This window comes from Marinobacter flavimaris, assembly GCF_002933295.1.
GTDB lineage: Bacteria > Pseudomonadota > Gammaproteobacteria > Pseudomonadales > Oleiphilaceae > Marinobacter > Marinobacter flavimaris.
The window spans coordinates 126903-142264 of the sequence record NZ_PSSW01000002.1; the positions used below are offsets into that span (position 1 = coordinate 126903).

The 15362-nt window shown below is 56.8% G+C and carries 14 protein-coding genes; 11 read left to right on the forward strand and 3 right to left on the reverse strand.

Going from position 1 to position 15362, the window contains the following annotated elements:
* Positions 1–191 precede the first annotated feature (191 nt).
* The 4 genes from MDHKLMBL_RS04200 to MDHKLMBL_RS04215 all read left to right on the forward strand — a co-directional run bounded on the left by MDHKLMBL_RS04200 (position 192) and on the right by MDHKLMBL_RS04215 (position 6241).
* Positions 192–1520 carry a MinD/ParA family ATP-binding protein gene (locus MDHKLMBL_RS04200; protein WP_053114645.1) on the forward strand — a complete coding sequence of 443 codons (1329 nt, stop codon included), beginning with the start codon at positions 192–194 and terminating at the stop codon, positions 1518–1520.
* A gap of 219 nt (positions 1521–1739) precedes the next feature.
* A complete protein-coding gene (locus tag MDHKLMBL_RS04205) occupies positions 1740–3275 on the forward strand; it encodes a fatty acyl-CoA reductase (protein ID WP_008176127.1) in 1536 nt (511 codons plus the stop codon).
* Between the two features lie 306 nt (positions 3276–3581).
* Positions 3582–5531 carry an acetate--CoA ligase gene (acs, locus tag MDHKLMBL_RS04210; RefSeq protein ID WP_053114647.1) on the forward strand — a complete coding sequence of 650 codons (1950 nt, stop codon included), beginning with the start codon at positions 3582–3584 and terminating at the stop codon, positions 5529–5531.
* Between the two features lie 44 nt (positions 5532–5575).
* Positions 5576–6241, forward strand: coding sequence for a response regulator transcription factor (locus MDHKLMBL_RS04215; RefSeq protein WP_104270189.1), 666 nt, complete (start codon positions 5576–5578; stop codon positions 6239–6241).
* Between the two features lie 75 nt (positions 6242–6316).
* Here the strand turns inward: MDHKLMBL_RS04215 and MDHKLMBL_RS04220 are convergent, their stop codons facing one another.
* A complete protein-coding gene (locus tag MDHKLMBL_RS04220) occupies positions 6317–7300 on the reverse strand; it encodes a D-2-hydroxyacid dehydrogenase (RefSeq protein WP_169702130.1) in 984 nt (327 codons plus the stop codon).
* Positions 7301–7539: 239 nt separating this feature from the next.
* Here MDHKLMBL_RS04220 and MDHKLMBL_RS04225 point away from each other — a divergent pair, with 239 nt between their 5' ends.
* The 3 genes from MDHKLMBL_RS04225 to MDHKLMBL_RS04235 are packed head-to-tail and all read left to right on the forward strand — an operon-like array spanning position 7540 to position 9532.
* Positions 7540–8766 carry a pyridoxal phosphate-dependent aminotransferase gene (locus MDHKLMBL_RS04225; protein WP_008176120.1) on the forward strand — a complete coding sequence of 409 codons (1227 nt, stop codon included), beginning with the start codon at positions 7540–7542 and terminating at the stop codon, positions 8764–8766.
* A 9-nt stretch (positions 8767–8775) separates the two neighbouring features.
* On the forward strand, positions 8776–8967 hold the full coding sequence (locus MDHKLMBL_RS04230) for a CPXCG motif-containing cysteine-rich protein (protein ID WP_008176119.1): 192 nt from the start codon (positions 8776–8778) through the stop codon (positions 8965–8967).
* Complete coding sequence (locus MDHKLMBL_RS04235) at positions 8960–9532, forward strand: YceB family lipoprotein (RefSeq protein ID WP_053114649.1); 573 nt, start codon at positions 8960–8962, stop codon at positions 9530–9532. Before MDHKLMBL_RS04230 ends, MDHKLMBL_RS04235 begins: the two co-directional genes overlap by 8 nt.
* 7 nt (positions 9533–9539) lie before the next feature.
* Here MDHKLMBL_RS04235 and MDHKLMBL_RS04240 read toward each other — a convergent pair whose 3' ends face one another.
* Positions 9540–10694 (reverse strand): isocitrate/isopropylmalate dehydrogenase family protein, encoded by a 1155-nt coding sequence (locus MDHKLMBL_RS04240; protein WP_053114650.1) that lies wholly within the window; start codon positions 10692–10694, stop codon positions 9540–9542.
* Positions 10695–10887: 193 nt separating this feature from the next.
* On the opposite strand from MDHKLMBL_RS04240, the gene MDHKLMBL_RS04245 reads away from it, so the two are divergent.
* Positions 10888–11658, forward strand: coding sequence for an EAL domain-containing protein (locus MDHKLMBL_RS04245; protein WP_169702131.1), 771 nt, complete (start codon positions 10888–10890; stop codon positions 11656–11658).
* Between the two features lie 29 nt (positions 11659–11687).
* Positions 11688–12044 carry a hypothetical protein gene (locus MDHKLMBL_RS04250; RefSeq protein WP_227499699.1) on the forward strand — a complete coding sequence of 119 codons (357 nt, stop codon included), beginning with the start codon at positions 11688–11690 and terminating at the stop codon, positions 12042–12044.
* Between the two features lie 3 nt (positions 12045–12047).
* Here MDHKLMBL_RS04250 and MDHKLMBL_RS04255 read toward each other — a convergent pair whose 3' ends face one another.
* Positions 12048–12941 carry a LysR family transcriptional regulator gene (locus MDHKLMBL_RS04255; protein ID WP_104270190.1) on the reverse strand — a complete coding sequence of 298 codons (894 nt, stop codon included), beginning with the start codon at positions 12939–12941 and terminating at the stop codon, positions 12048–12050.
* 153 nt (positions 12942–13094) lie between these two features.
* Here MDHKLMBL_RS04255 and MDHKLMBL_RS04260 point away from each other — a divergent pair, with 153 nt between their 5' ends.
* Together MDHKLMBL_RS04260 and MDHKLMBL_RS04265 are read left to right on the forward strand one after the other, a co-directional pair.
* Entirely contained in the window at positions 13095–14306 is a 1212-nt protein-coding gene (locus tag MDHKLMBL_RS04260; RefSeq protein WP_092030257.1) for an acyl-CoA dehydrogenase family protein, read from the forward strand.
* Between the two features lie 188 nt (positions 14307–14494).
* The gene (locus MDHKLMBL_RS04265; RefSeq protein ID WP_014576311.1) at positions 14495–15313 is read left to right on the forward strand and encodes an SDR family oxidoreductase; all 819 of its coding nucleotides are present in this window, start codon (positions 14495–14497) and stop codon (positions 15311–15313) included.
* Positions 15314–15362 lie beyond the last annotated feature (49 nt).

A 15362-nucleotide genomic window follows, 5' to 3' on the forward strand; every position in this document is an offset into this window, starting at 1 on the left:
CTGCGAAACAAGTCAGTAACTGACGGAGCGTTCATTCTTATTGTCCGAAAAGAGCTTAGACAATAATCCGTCGTTATTAAATACTTATTGCTCTTTTTTTAAGCAATATATTATCTGATTCGTGATATGTGTAGAATTTTTACAGGTTAAAATACAGAAAACCGAAAAATCAGGGACCTAGATTGCCGGTGATGAACGCCAGAGAACCTGTTAAGCACAATCCGAACCAACCTCGCACCATCGCCATAACGGGTGGCAAGGGTGGGGTGGGCAAGACCTCGGTCGCCCTGAATCTTGCGCTCACCCTCGCAAGGCAGGATAACCGCGTTCTGTTGCTGGATGGCGACACCGATCTGGCCAACGTCAGCATCATGGTTGGCCTTTATCCGAGAAAAACCCTTGCCAATGTGATGGCCGGAGAGTGCCGTCTTGAGGATATCATCCTGGAGACCGACTACGGCCTGCATATTGTTCCGGGGGCCTCCGGCGTGCAGGAATGCATGGATATGGGGCCAACGGAGAGCCTTCGCATACTCCGGGCACTGTATAACCTGGAAAACCGCTACGATTACGTCATTACCGACACGGCTGCCGGGCTGCAGGCTGCCGGGCTGCATATGATTGCCGCGACAGAGCTGGCCTGCATGGTCGTGACCCCGGACCCCGCGTCCCTGACCGACGCCTTTTCCCTGATCAAGGTTCTCCGGCGCAGGGGCTATAACCGGATTCCGAGCATTCTGGTGAATATGGCCCAGGGCGCCAGTCAGGCACGGTCCGTGTTCCAGCGCCTGGACGCCGCTGCCCAGCGCCACCTGGGAATCTCGCTCCACTATATGGGTGGGATCTGGCGGGACGAGACCCTTCGGCAGTCGGTTCTCAACCAGAAGCCGGTCGCGCTTCTGCCTGTTTCAGACCCTTCCTGCCGCCAGTTTCATACCCTCGCGGATATGCTTGATGTGCGGCTGTCCCAGTTGCCGAGACGAAAGGCTGGCATTGCAGCCTACTGGCATAAGGTGTCCAAACGAGGATCCGAGAGCCCGCTCAAAACAGTGACCAAGCCGGAGCCCGAAACCGAGAGTGAGGCTCATACCCTGAAAGATCGGTGCCTGCAGGCCGTGGGCGAGATTGAGTCTGTTTTCAATGCAGGGCCGATCGATCCTATGCTGCGTTATGAAGCATTTACCCGTCTTTTTGCACTGCTGGGGAGCACGCTGGACAGTGATGCCGTCGAGATTGTGCAAACCGGCCTCGGGTCGTTCCAGTGGGAGAGTCTCAGCCCCGAGCGAAAGAATCACCTGGCCATTCATCTTCGCGAGCTGGCGGACCAGATTTCACCCCTCGAACGTAAAGCGGAGCCTGCCGAGCCGCCTCAATCCCTACTCCGCGAGCCGTTTTACGATCGCATCAGCTTTGGTGAACAGGATCGCCTGGTGCGTGTGCTGAAGGAGCAGCCTGCAGATATCTCGCTGGATCAGCTTCTGCGATCTCTCTCCGGCAATGACCAGGGCGGCTCCCGATAGGCAGAAATACCCACCCTTTTTTCCGTCATTTTTTTTACGTTTTTTGTAGCGTAACTTTGCTGTGTGTCACCGCTCTGTCACCGAAGTTGTGCAAGGATTGAGCATAAATCTGAATCGTGGCCCGCAATATGCAACACATCTGTCGAATCTGATTCGCAAACTTTCCTCTGGTTGGCGGGTGTGCGGCGACAACGAATTGAAATGAGAAGGAGTTCTCCCATGGCAACACAGCAGCTGAATCCCGATGCATCATCAAAAGTACTTGAGCGGCTCCGGGGCAAGCACGTTCTGATTACCGGCACCACGGGCTTTCTCGGCAAGGTGGTTCTGGAAAAGCTCATTCGCGCCGTTCCGGACATAGGCGGCATTCATCTGCTGATCCGTGGAAACAAACGTCACCCCGATGCGCGGGATCGTTTTTTTGAGGAGATCGCCACGTCGTCAGTCTTCGATCGTCTTCGCCAGGACGACAACGAGGCTTTCGAAACTTTTATTGAAGATCGTGTGCATTGCGTAACCGGGGAAGTGACCGAGCCTTTGTTTGGTCTGTCCGCTGACCGTTTCCGCAAGCTGGCTGGCGGCATCGATGTGGTTGTCAACTCCGCAGCCAGTGTGAACTTCCGGGAAGAGCTTGATAAAGCGCTTGCCATCAATACCCGTTGCCTCGACAACGTGGCCGAGCTTGCGCGACAGAACAAGTCGCTGGCGGTGCTGCAGGTTTCCACCTGCTATGTAAACGGCATGAATTCCGGACAGATCACGGAGACCGTGATCAAGCCGGCAGGTGAGGCCATACCCCGGAGCACTGAAGGTTACTATGAGATCGAAGAACTTGTCCGGCTGCTGGAGGACAAGATAGCGGACGTGCGTTCCCGCTACTCCGGCAAGGCACTGGAAAAGAAGCTGGTGGACCTTGGCATCCGTGAAGCCAACCATTATGGCTGGAGTGATACCTATACCTTTACCAAGTGGCTCGGTGAGCAACTCCTGCTCAAGGCCCTGTCCGGGCGGGCACTGACCATTGTGCGCCCATCCATTATTGAAAGTGCACTCGAGGAACCCGCGCCAGGCTGGATTGAAGGCGTGAAGGTGGCGGATGCCATTATCCTTGCGTATGCCCGCGAGAAGGTTACGCTCTTCCCTGGCAAACGCGCTGGGGTCATCGATGTTATTCCCGTGGATCTGGTGGCCAATGCCATCATCCTGGCGGCGGCTGAAGCCGTTGCTGATTCGCCACGTCACCGGATTTACCAGTGTTGCAGTGGCAGCTCCAACCCGGTTTCCCTTGGGCAGTTTATTGACCACCTCATGGCGGAATCCAAAGCCAACTTCGCCGAATACGATCAGCTGTTCTACCGACAGCCGACCAAACCCTTCATTGCAGTCAACCGCCGGCTGTTCGATGCCGTTGTGGGCGGGGTGCGCATTCCACTGAGCATTACCGGGAAGGTTTTGCGCATGCTGGGCCAGAATCGCGAGTTGAAAGTGCTCCGGAATCTGGACACGACACGCTCGCTGGCGACCATTTTCGGTTTCTACACCGCGCCAGACTATATCTTCCGGAATGATGATCTGCTGGCCCTGGCATCGAGGATGGGTGAGCTGGACAAGGTGCTGTTCCCGGTAGATGCCCGCCAGATTGACTGGTCGGTCTATCTGCGCAAGATCCACCTGGCAGGCCTGAACCGATACGCCCTCAAGGAGCGCAAGGTATACAGCTTGCGCTCTGCCAAGGCCCGAAAAAAGGCAGCGTGAACCCAGGAGCCCGGTCGCAACGACCGGGCTTTTTTATGCGTGGTCGTTTCCTTCCCGGGTTTGCCATCGGCTCCAATCCAACTATCCTTTAAAAAGCTTCTCGTTCGGCGCAATTTACCGTTGTTTTCTTGCGGGTTACCGACCTTTTTGGGCTAAAAGTTCAGGCGGATTAGGACGTTAGTCTAATTCATTGTGTAGTGGCTAGCATGGTGAACTACCACTATCCGTCTAAAGGGCCGGAGAGGCCTCAACGTCTGAATTCCAAAACCGACAATGACAACAGACTCTGACTAAAGGGGGAGCACAATGACTGGTAAACAGGTATATCCGGTAAGCCCGGAAGTGGCCAAACAGGCCCTTCTGAACCGGGAACAGTATGAAGAAATGTATCGTCAGTCAGTTGAAGACCCGGATACCTTCTGGGGTGAGCACGGCAAGCGCCTTGAGTGGATCAAGCCTTACACCAAGGTGAAAAACACGACCTACGATTACAACAATCTGTCCATCAAATGGTTCGAAGATGGCCAGTTGAATGCCTCAGCCAACTGCCTGGACCGTCATCTGGAAAAGCGCGGCGACCAGACAGCCATCATCTTTGAAGGCGATGATCCCGCCGATTCACGCAACGTGACCTATCGCGAACTGCACGAAGAAACCAGCAAGTTCGCCAACGTCCTTAAAGGTCTGGGCGTGAAGAAGGGTGATGTTGTTACCATTTACATGCCGATGATTGTTGAGACAGCCGTCGCCATGCTGGCCTGCGCACGTATCGGCGCGATTCACTCCGTGGTGTTCGGCGGATTTTCTCCGGAAGCGCTTGGTGCCCGGATTGTGAACGGCAAATCCCGCTTCGTAGTCACCGCTGACGAAGGCGTTCGTGGCGGCCGCAAGATTCCGCTGAAGAAGAACGTGGATGCGGCCCTGAAGAATGAAGATGCCGCCAATGTCGAGAAGGTGGTGGTTGTTACCCGGACCGGCAATTCTGAAGTGCCCTGGAATGACGCCCGCGACGAGCGTTACGAAGACCTGATGAAGTCCGCCTCTGCCGACTGTCAGCCAGAGCCGATGAACGCCGAAGATCCGCTGTTCATGCTGTATACCTCGGGTTCCACTGGTGCACCCAAGGGCGTTCTGCATACCACCGGTGGCTACATGGTCTATGCCTCCATGACCCACGAGTACGTGTTCGATTATCATGAAGGCGACGTGTACTGGTGTACTGCCGATTTCGGCTGGGTCACAGGTCACAGCTATATCCTGTACGGCCCGCTGGCTAACGGTGCCATCACCGTTCTGTTCGAGGGTGTGCCCAACTATCCGGACAGCTCTCGTATGGGGCAGGTTGTCGACAAGCACAAGGTCAACATCCTGTACACCGCTCCGACCGCAATTCGCGCCCTGATGGCGGAAGGCGAGTCCTGCATGAACGGCACTACCCGTGAAAGCCTGAAACTGCTGGGCTCCGTGGGCGAGCCGATCAACCCCGAAGCCTGGGAGTGGTACCACCGGGTTATCGGTAACAGCAAGTGCCCCATCGTGGATACCTGGTGGCAGACTGAAACCGGTGGCATCCTGATTTCCCCGCTGCCGGGCGCGATTGATCTGAAACCCGGCTCAGCCACGGTACCGTTCTTCGGTGTTCAGCCGGCACTGGTAGACAATGACGGCAACATCCTTGAGGGCAAGACCGAGGGTAACCTCGTCATCCTGGACAGCTGGCCGGGCCAGATGCGGACGATCTATGGGGATCACGAGCGTTTCGCTCAGACCTATTTCAGCACTTACAAGGGCATGTACTTTACCGGTGACGGCGCCCGTCGCGATGAAGACGGCTACTACTGGATCACAGGTCGTGTCGACGATGTTCTGAACGTGTCAGGTCACCGTCTGGGTACCGCCGAAGTCGAAAGCGCCCTGGTTTCCCACGAGAAGGTCGCAGAAGCTGCCGTTGTTGGCTATCCGCATGACATCAAGGGTCAGGGCATCTATGTCTATGTAACCCTGGTACATGGACAGGAACCTTCTGACGAGCTGAAGAAAGAGCTTGTCCAGTGGGTGCGCAAGGAGATTGGCCCCATCGCCTCTCCAGATGTGATCCAATGGGCACCTGGACTGCCTAAAACGCGTTCTGGCAAGATTATGCGGCGTATTTTGCGTAAGATTGCCGCTAACGAGCACGACCAGTTGGGTGATACCTCTACGCTGGCAGATCCGGGTGTAGTCGATGACCTGATCAGCGGTCGTGCGAACCAGTAACGCCTGTGTGTTACCAGGCCATGTACCTGTAAGGAATCTGTTGAATGGCACAAACAATTATCGTCGCTGATGATCACCCGCTGTTTCGCGCAGCATTGAAGCAGGCGGTCAGTCAGGCGGTGCCCGATGCCGAGACGGTGGAAGTCGACAGCATCAAGGCACTGCAGGCGGCGGTAGATTCGCACCCGGATGCGGATCTGGTTCTGCTGGATCTCAATATGCCGGGTGCCCACGGCTTCTCGGGGCTCGTCTTCATGCGAGGCCAGTACCCGGGGCTGCCGGTGGTGGTTGTGTCAGGATCCGAGGAATTGCAGGTAATGCGTCGCTCGATTGACTACGGTGCTTCCGGTTTCATACCGAAGTCGGCGCCGCTGCCAACCATTACCGAGGCGATTCAGGCGGTTCTGGAAGGCGACGTCTGGTTGCCGCAGGGAGTGGCCGACAAGATCGAGCGAATGCATTCAGATGCCACCGACTTTTCCGAGAAGCTGGCATCGCTGACGCCTCAACAGTTCCGGGTGCTGGGTATGCTGGCCGAGGGGCTTCTGAACAAACAGATCGCCTATGATCTGGATGTGTCGGAAGCCACCATCAAGGCCCATATCACGGCGGTGTTCCGGAAGCTTGGGGTGCGGAACCGCACTCAGGCGGTGATTGCGATCCAGCAGATGGAGATTGATCCATCGGATCAGTCCTTGTCTGGTAGCTGATTGGTTTTGATGGTTCGAATATAAAACGGGAGCCTTTTGGCTCCCGTTTTGTTTTTGGATGAGTGCCGGGCACGGTTATTTGCTGCCAGCGTAACCCAATTCCTTGTCGACCAAATTGAACAGCTCGTCACCCTTGTGCCAGCGGTCGAAGTTCTCCAGGAACTGATCCGTCAGTGCACGTTTCCAGCCGATGAAGTCGCCGGCCATATGGGCGGTCATGGTGACATTCTCCATGTCCCAGAGCGGATGATCTTCCGCCAGCGGTTCCTCTTCGAAGACATCGAGTCCTGCGCCGGCAATTTCGCCATTTTCGAGGGCCGTGATCAGGTCATCGGTTTTGACGATCGGGCCACGTCCAATGTTGATCAGACGGGCAGAGTTTTTCATGGCCTTGAAGGCTTTCTCGTCAAACAGGCCTTCGGTCTGGGGTGTTAGTGGCGCCGCAATCACTACAAAGTCCGCATGCCCGAGCTGCTCGTAAAGATCGTCATTGCCGTGTACCGCCACAAAATCGGGGTCCTCCTTCCTGGGCTTGCGGGCGATGCCGTGTGCTTTTAAACCGGCAGCGCCGACCAGGCGGCCGATCTGCCGGCCGATCGAACCTGCGCCAACAACCAGAACCTGCTTGCCCTCTGCCCGCTCTGTGTCCCGATGTTTCCACTGGTGCTTCATTTGCAGCCGGATGGAATTCGGGAAATCCTTGGCGAACATCAGGATGGTGCACAGCACGTATTCGGCAATGGTACGGTCGAAAATGCCCCGCGCGTTGGTGACGGTTACATCGCCCCTGATCAGATCCGGGAACATCAGGGCATCGACGCCGGCACTGGTGGCGTGGATCCATTGGAGCTTGTCTGCGGTGTGCCAGGCGGCCGCGAGGGCCTCCGTGCGAAAGTCCGTCACCATCATGATATCGGTGCCCGGCAGGGTGTCGCGAAGGGTTGGCTCGTCACAGGCAAAGCGCACATCGGCGCGGGCCCTGACTGCGTCCATTCCCGGCGGTTCCTGCTCTCCCGGCGCGGTGAGAACGGTAACAACAGGTTTGCTGTGCTGAGTCATTGAGCCTCCGCCTTTTTGATGAATGACTTCGTTGAACTGGTCGTTGCCCCGAGGGGTAATAACAGTCTGGTCGGCAGGCTCTGTCGGGTCAACTTGCGAGGCACCGGAATTTCCACTCACAGCGTTGATGGCGGTACTTTCACGTACATCATCTATATGATTTTTTGTCTTGTAGAGGCCATCCATACTGACTAACCTGCAGGGGTAGATCTTATTTGCCCCGTTTGCAGGAGGTGTTTATGGCAGAAGCCGCCAACAAAGAAACTGGTCAGGAAAAACCGCGTAGAGTGAAGTACCGGAAAACCAAGGCCAGTTGGAACCCTGCCATGCAGGCGATCCCGGTGCCGGGTATCCGTCGCATGGTGAATATGGCGGCCACCATGAAGGATGTTATTCATCTTTCCATCGGTCAGCCTGATCTGCCGACCCCAAAGCACGTCATCGATGCCTACATCGATGCGCTCAACGCGGGGCAGACCGGCTATACCATGGATGCCGGCCTGCCTGAATTGCTGGTTGCCCTGCGCGACTACTACGGCAAGCGCTACAACCGGAAACTGACCCGGGACAATATCCTGATCACCAGCGGCGCTACAGAAGCCATGTACCTGGCTATTTCAGCCACCTCTGCGCCCGGGCGGCAGTTTATCGTGACGGACCCGTCGTTTTTGCTCTATGCGCCCCTGATTCGCATGAACGGTGGTGAAGTAAAGTTTGTGCAGACCCGGGCAGAGAATAACCACCAGCTGGATCCGGATGAGGTCATCAAGGCCATGGGGCCCAGGACTTATGCGCTGATCCTGAACAACCCCAACAACCCGACCGGGGCGGTTTACCCGCGTAGCACCGTGGAGACCATCCTGGAGGAATGTGCCTATCGGGGAATTCAGGTGTATGCCGATGAAGTCTACGACCACCTGATCTTTGATGACGAAGACTTCGCCAGCGTGCTGAACTGCTCGATGGATCTGGACAACATCATGTGCATCAGCAGTTTTTCAAAAACCTACAGCATGGCAGGTCTGCGGGTTGGCTGGGTGATTGCCAGTCAGGCGGCCATCAAGTCTCTGCGTCGCTTCCACATGTTCACCACCTCCGTGGCTAACACGCCGTCCCAGTTTGCCGGCGTCGCTGCACTGACCGGTGACCAGCAGTGCGTTCGCGATATGGTAGATATCTACCGTGAGCGCCGGGACAAGGTGGTCGAGCTGGTCGATCAGACCCCCTACATGACCGGTTATAAGCCTGGCGGTGCCTTCTTTGCTTTCCCTGACCTTCCACCTCATGTCGATGGCTCTGATCTGGCCTTGCGAATGCTGAAGGAAACCGGCGTCTGCATGGTGCCCGGTGACGCCTTTGGCGAGGGATGCACCAACGCCGTTCGGATCAGTTTCTCCACGACCTGCGAGAAGCTGGAAGAGGCGTTCGATCGCGTCATCCCCTGGATGGCCAAGCAACAGTTCTGAGGTGATGCCATGTCCGCCCTGGATTCGGTACTGATTCAGTGCCCGTACTGCTGGGAGACGCTGGATGTCAGCGTCGACCCGTCGGTACCGGAACAGGAGTATGTCGAGGATTGCCAGGTCTGCTGCAGACCCATCTTGATACACGTGGTTTTTGACGACACTCTTACGCCTCATGTCGAGGCCCGGGCCGAAAATGAATAGAACGCCGATTTACGCCCTCCGTGCGCTTCTGGCCCTGCTGCTGGTGCTCGCCAGCGGTTGCGCCAGTCTGTCGCCCTATTCCATCTCCGAAGGCGAGCTGGAACGGCACCTTCAGGATGTGGTTCGCGACTTCGACCGCAACCAGCTGAATAGTGGTTCGCCATTGAGTCTGAGTCTCGACGACGCCGACATTACCCTTGGGCCAGATGGTCGCGATGTGGCGGTGATCGATGTGAGAGGTCAGGTGGCACTGAATGCGCTGATGACGAAGCTGCCCGTGGACATTGCCTTGAAGGTCGAAGGGGCGCCGGTTTACGACAGCACCGAGAAAGCCATCTTCATACGGCGGTTGCAGCTTCTTGAAAGCAGTATTGACTCTCCGTTCTTCAAAGGGGATTTGAAGCCTGTAACCGATACGGTCATGCGGCTGGTTGCCCAGATGCTGGAGACCATGCCGGTGTACCGACTGGACGAAACCGACTTCGCCCAGCGTATGTTCGGTATGATGCCGGTAGATGTGCGGGTAGCGCCTGGCCGGCTCGAATTTGTCATGGCCGACCAGTAACCCTGATCTATCGGGACAGCCGCTCGCAGATTGCAGAGCCGATCTCGTGGGTGCCTCGTCGGCTGCCCGAGTTTTCGGCAAGGTCTGCAGCCACTGCATCGAACAGCTCCTTGCCAGCTGCGGCAATGGCAGGGTCCTTGCGGCCCAGCCACTCGAGCATGCGGGCGGCGGTAAAGAGCATGGCGGTGGGGTCAGCCAGGCCCTGGCCGGCAATATCCGGCGCGCTGCCATGGGTAGGTTCGAACATAGAAGGCATATCCGGATCCGTCGGGTTCAGGTTGCAGGAGGGTGCCACGCCCATGCCACCTGACAGAACCGCAGCTAGGTCGGTAAGAATGTCCCCCTGGAGGTTGCTCGCGACGACCACGTCAAAGGCCCAGGGGCTTTGCACGAACTTCATGCAGGCCGCGTCCACCAGCTCATGATGCGTGGCCACGTCCGGGTAGTCCTTGCTTATCTCCTCGAACGCTTCGGTGTACATGTCGCCCCAGTAGCGCAAGGCATTGCGCTTGGTGACCAGGCACACCTGGCTTTCACAGGTTCTGCCATCCAGGGTCCTGAATGTCCGTGTGCGACCCTCCGAAACCCGGTCTGCGGCGCGGTTTCGGGCCTGTTCAAACCCATAGCGGATGATCCGGTCGGTTGCCTTGCGTGTGAACACCTCCATCTGGGTGGCCACTTCATCCGGCGTGCCCTTGCGCAGACGTCCACCCTGGCTGACGTACTCACCCTCGGAGTTTTCCCGAATCACCAGCATGTCGATGTCCTTGGCGCGCTCATCGGCCAGGTACTGGCGGGCACCGGGCAGAAGCCGGGCCGGACGTTCGCAGACCCACTGGTCGAACCCTTTGCGCATGTCCAGCAGTGGCGCCAGTGAGATGCTGTCTGGAAGCAGGTATCGGTCCGGATCGTCCATAGGGCCCGGATCGCCAAGGGCACCCAGAAGGATGGCATCGTACTTCTGTAACTGCGCCAAGGCATCCGCGGGCATGGATTCGCCATGCTCCTCGTGCCAGGCGTGGGATGGCCAGGGGAATCGAGTCCACTCAAGGTCCAGGCCGTGTTTGGCGCGCAGGGTCTCGAGGCAGCGCACAGCCTCGGCCACCACTTCAGGACCTATGCCGTCGCCCGGGGTTACAGCGATGCGGGTAGTTTGGGCCATTAGGGAAACTCCTTTTGTGGACAGACACGTATAAACGACAAACCCCAGTTTAGTCATGTAGGCAGGGGATGCCACCGTTTGACACGCTTTAACCAGAAAGTGGTTTTACCGGGGAGGGGATCGCGGCTATATTGGGTGAAAAATACGCCATATAAACATAGCAAAACCGCCAGAAGTGAATTCAGGAGTTGAAGTGAACCAACCCGCCGTACTGTTTGACGAGTCTCATTGCGAGCAATGTGCATGTGGAGAGGGGTTGGATTTTTCCTTTACCTTCGCGTTCCAGCCCATTGTTGACGTTCTCAACAAATCTGTTTACGCCTACGAGGCGCTGGTGCGAGGCACCGAGGGTCAGGGGGCGATGAGTGTCCTCTCGAAGGTAACCGAACAGAATCGCTACGCCTTCGATCAGGTTTGTCGGGTCAAGGCGGTCAAGCTTGCCGCCAGGCTGAACATGGAGCCGATGCTCAGCATTAATTTTATGCCCAACGCGGTGTACCGGGCCGAGTACTGTATTCGCACGACCCTGGCGGCTGCCAAGACCTACAATTTTGATACCCGGAAAATCATTTTCGAGCTTACTGAGGACGAACAGCTGACCTCCACATCTGTCGACCACCTCGTGTCGATTATCGAGGCTTATCAGGAGATGGGTTTCAGCACCGCCATTGATGATTTCGGGGCCGGTTTCTCACGGTACAATGTCATGATGGCCAGCCCGCCCGATCTGTTGAAGCTGGATATGGCATTGATCCGTGATATTGATCGGCAGCCGAACAAGCAGGCCGTTGTTGCAGGCATCATTACCATGATGACTCAGCTTGGCGGCCAGATCATTGCTGAGGGCGTCGAAACCAAGGAAGAATACTTCTGGTTGCGCTCCCAGGGGATCAATCTCTACCAGGGCTATCTATTCGCCAAACCGGGGTTCGAGTGCCTTCCGGAGCCCGTGTTTCCGGCCTGACGGGCCTCTAAACTGACAGGAACGACACCTTGCTATACCGAATGATCACCATTGTCGGCGGACTGGTTTTTGTCATCATCCTGTTCGCTCTGATCTGGTTTTTCTGCAAGAAATTTCTTGAGCACCACGGTGTCACCGACCAGGTCAAAGACCGGGCCATGGTTCTGGCCACCTGGACCTTTGCCGGTATCAGCGTCGGACTGGTATTCGCGGTGGTTGGTGCATTTGTCCTGGGCCCCTGGGCTTTCTACCGAACCCTGAGGGGCCACGATGTGGAGATATCCGATGGTGCCGCCGTCTGGTGGGGCCTCGGCATCGTAATGGCGTCCCTGGGGATCACGGCTATCGGATTCTTCGGTTTCCTGATGGTGGTTGGCGCCTACTGAGGCTCAACTGATTGCCTTCAACTGCTCCCGGAACCAGATCAGCGCCGGCTCCCGCTCGTAAGCCTTGTGCCAATACAGGTGCACGTCGATAGACGGCAGGTCCGCCGGCGGATCCATAATCCGGATGTTGGCCCGCTCGGCGATAATTCTGGCGTAAGCTTCCGGCATGGTCAGCAGCAGATCGGTCTCTTCCACCACTCTGCAGGCGGCATAGTAGTGCTGACACCGCAAGCGGATACTCCGTTGTACCCCCAGTCGCGATAGTTCAAAGTCCTCAATCCCGGGTCCTTCGGTCCGCGAGGATACCAGCACGTGTTTTGCGGACAGGTACCCTTCCATATCCAGCGACTCTGTTGCCAGCGGGTGCCCCTCCCGGGCCAGAACCACCAGACGGTCGCGCCTCAGGAGTTCGTGGGACGTCTGGTTACTCACGGGCAACAGCACATCCACGGCAAAATCCAGTTTGCCGGCCGCCAGTTGCGTCTCCATGTCGCGCCTCGCGATCCTCTGGCTGACAATTTCCAGTTCCGGATAGGCGTCCAGGCGCGCCATCAGGCGGGGCAGGAAGGTCGATTCCAGAATGTCACGTAGCCCGAGCGAATAGGTTTTACGCTGGGTGGCCGGATCAAAGGCATGAAACTGGTTTACCGCGCCCTGGATCTGGGTGAGCCCCGGTCGCATGGACTCAAGGAACCGCCGGGCCAGTGGTGTTGGCACCATCTGGTTGCCCTGACGGGTAAACAGGGGGTCGTCAAAATGGTCCCTTAGCCTCGACAGGGAATGACTGACAGCCGGCTGAGTGAGATGCAGTGACTTGGCTGCACGAGTCAGGCTTCCCTCCCGGTAGATGGTGTCGAACACGTGCAACAGGTTCAGGTCCAGGCGGTTGAGGGCCATGAGCGGGATCCGTTTCTGGAGAATTTGAATAAGTTTGGTTAATAATAAACGATAAGAATAATTCAGTCGCGTAATAGTTAAGTTATCCCTAGACTGGTCTCAACGTGATGATTCCGTGCACGCCACCGTGCAACCGTTAGCGAGGAGACGGCGATGGATTTCAATATTTCCGAGAAAGGCCAGGATTATCTCAACCGCGTGAAGCAGTTCATGAAGGATGAGATTTTTCCCATCGAAGAGCAGTACCACAAGGAGCTTGCCTCACTGGATAACCGCTGGGTTGTGCTGCCGATCATCCGGGAGCTAAAGGAAAAAGCCAAAGCCCAGGGCCTCTGGAACATGTTTTTCCCGGACGAAAAATACGGCTGTGGCTTGTTGAACTCCGACTACGCCCTGATTGCCGAGGAAACCGGCCGCAGCTTCATTGCCCCGGAGATTTTCAACTGCAACGCGCCAGACACCGGCAATATGGAAGTATTGATCCACTATGGCTCTGAAGAGCAAAAAGCCGAGTGGTTACCGCGTCTGCTGAGCGGCGAGATCCGCTCCGCCTTCTGTATGACTGAGCCGGCGGTTGCCTCTTCCGATGCCACCAATATGGAGGCAACGGCCGTTGTTGAAGGCGACGAAGTGGTTCTGAACGGTCGCAAGTGGTGGAGCACCGGTATCGGGCATCCCGACTGTAAGGTTGCCATCTTCATGGGTCTGACGGATCCGAATGCGCACAAGCATCGCCGTCATTCCATGGTGCTGGTGCCGCTGGACACGCCTGGCGTCAAGATCGAGCGTATGTTGCCGGTATTCGGTGAATATGATGAGCCCTATGGCCATGGCGAGGTGCTTTTTGACAACGTGCGTTTGCCCAAGAGCGCATTCATCGCCGGCCCGGGCCGCGGATTCGAGATTGCCCAGGGCCGTCTTGGGCCGGGCCGAGTGCACCACTGTATGCGGGCAATCGGTGCGGCAGAGCGCACGCTGGAGATTCTGATCAAGCGGGCAACGACTCGTGAGGCCTTCGGGCGTCCGATCGCCAAGCTGGGCGGCAATCCGGATATCATTGCCAATGCCCGCATGGCCATTGAGCAGGCCCGTCTGCTCACGCTGAAATGCGCCTGGGCACTGGATACCAAGGGCATCATGGGGGCGCTTCAAGAGGTCTCCATGATCAAGGCGGTGATTCCATCCATGCTGCAAACCATTGTGGATCAGGCCATTCAGATTCACGGTGGTGCCGGAGTCAGTGATGACGATTTCCCGCTGACACAGCTGTTTGCCTATGCCCGTGTTTTACGCCTGGCGGATGGCCCGGATGAGGTGCATCGGGCTATGGTGGCCCGTCTTGAGCTGCGTAAATATAAAAATTGAGAATCTGAATCGGGAGTCTGGATTCGGCGGAAGGGTGTTTCTGAAACACGCTCCTTGCGGCACGTCCCTGTGACGCTTGGGCTCCGCCATCCATGGCTCCGCACAGTTTCAGAAACACCCTTCCGCCAAATCCGTCGTACTTCGGAGTTGGTTTCAGTTTTTAGCAAGATAACAGCGGGGAAGCATTGATGACTCAGAGAGTATTCATAACCGGAGGCGCCAGCGGACTTGGCCGCGCCATAGCACTGCGTTATGCCAAAGAAGGCGCCAAAGTCTGCATCGGCGACATTAACCCGGAGCAGGGTGTTGGCGTCGAGAAAGAGATTAATGCGGCCGGAGGCGAAGGTTATTTCGTCGAGTGCGATGTTCGACGCCTGACCGATTTCGAAAAGGTCCGCGATGATCTCGTGAAGAAATGGGGTGGCGTTGACGTGGTGGTGAACAACGCTGGCGTTGCCTCTGCCGGTTCCATTGAAGATACCACCATGGCGGATTGGGAGTGGATTCTCGATATCAATGTGCTGGGTGTGGTTCGCGGCTGTAAGGCGTTCACGCCGCAGTTCAAGCAGCAGGGCTCCGGGGCATTTGTGAACGTGGCCTCCATGGCCGGGCTGATGCTGGCGCCGTTGATGGATAGCTACAATGTGACCAAGGCCGGGGTGATTGCCCTGTCTGAAACCTTGAGCCAGGAGCTTCGGGATGCCGGTATTCATGTGAGCTGTGTATGCCCGGCATTTTTTCAGACCAATCTGACCAGCAGCATGCGTTCAGATATCCCCGGCATTCAGCAGAATGTGAACAAGCTGATGAAGCGCTCCACGGTAACCGCCGAGGATGTGGCCGAGGATATTTTCCGGTCGGTGGAGAACAAGAGCTTCTGGGTATTGCCCCATGCCAAGGAGCGCCGGATGTGGATGCTCAAGCGCCACGCACCCAAGGCCTTCGACTGGCTGATGCATCAGGAAAGCAAGCGCTGGATGAGCAAGATGGGTGGCAGCAAGGCCTGAGTGCGCGGTTTTTTACTGTTTTAAACTGAAGATTCAAAAGGAGAGTCCT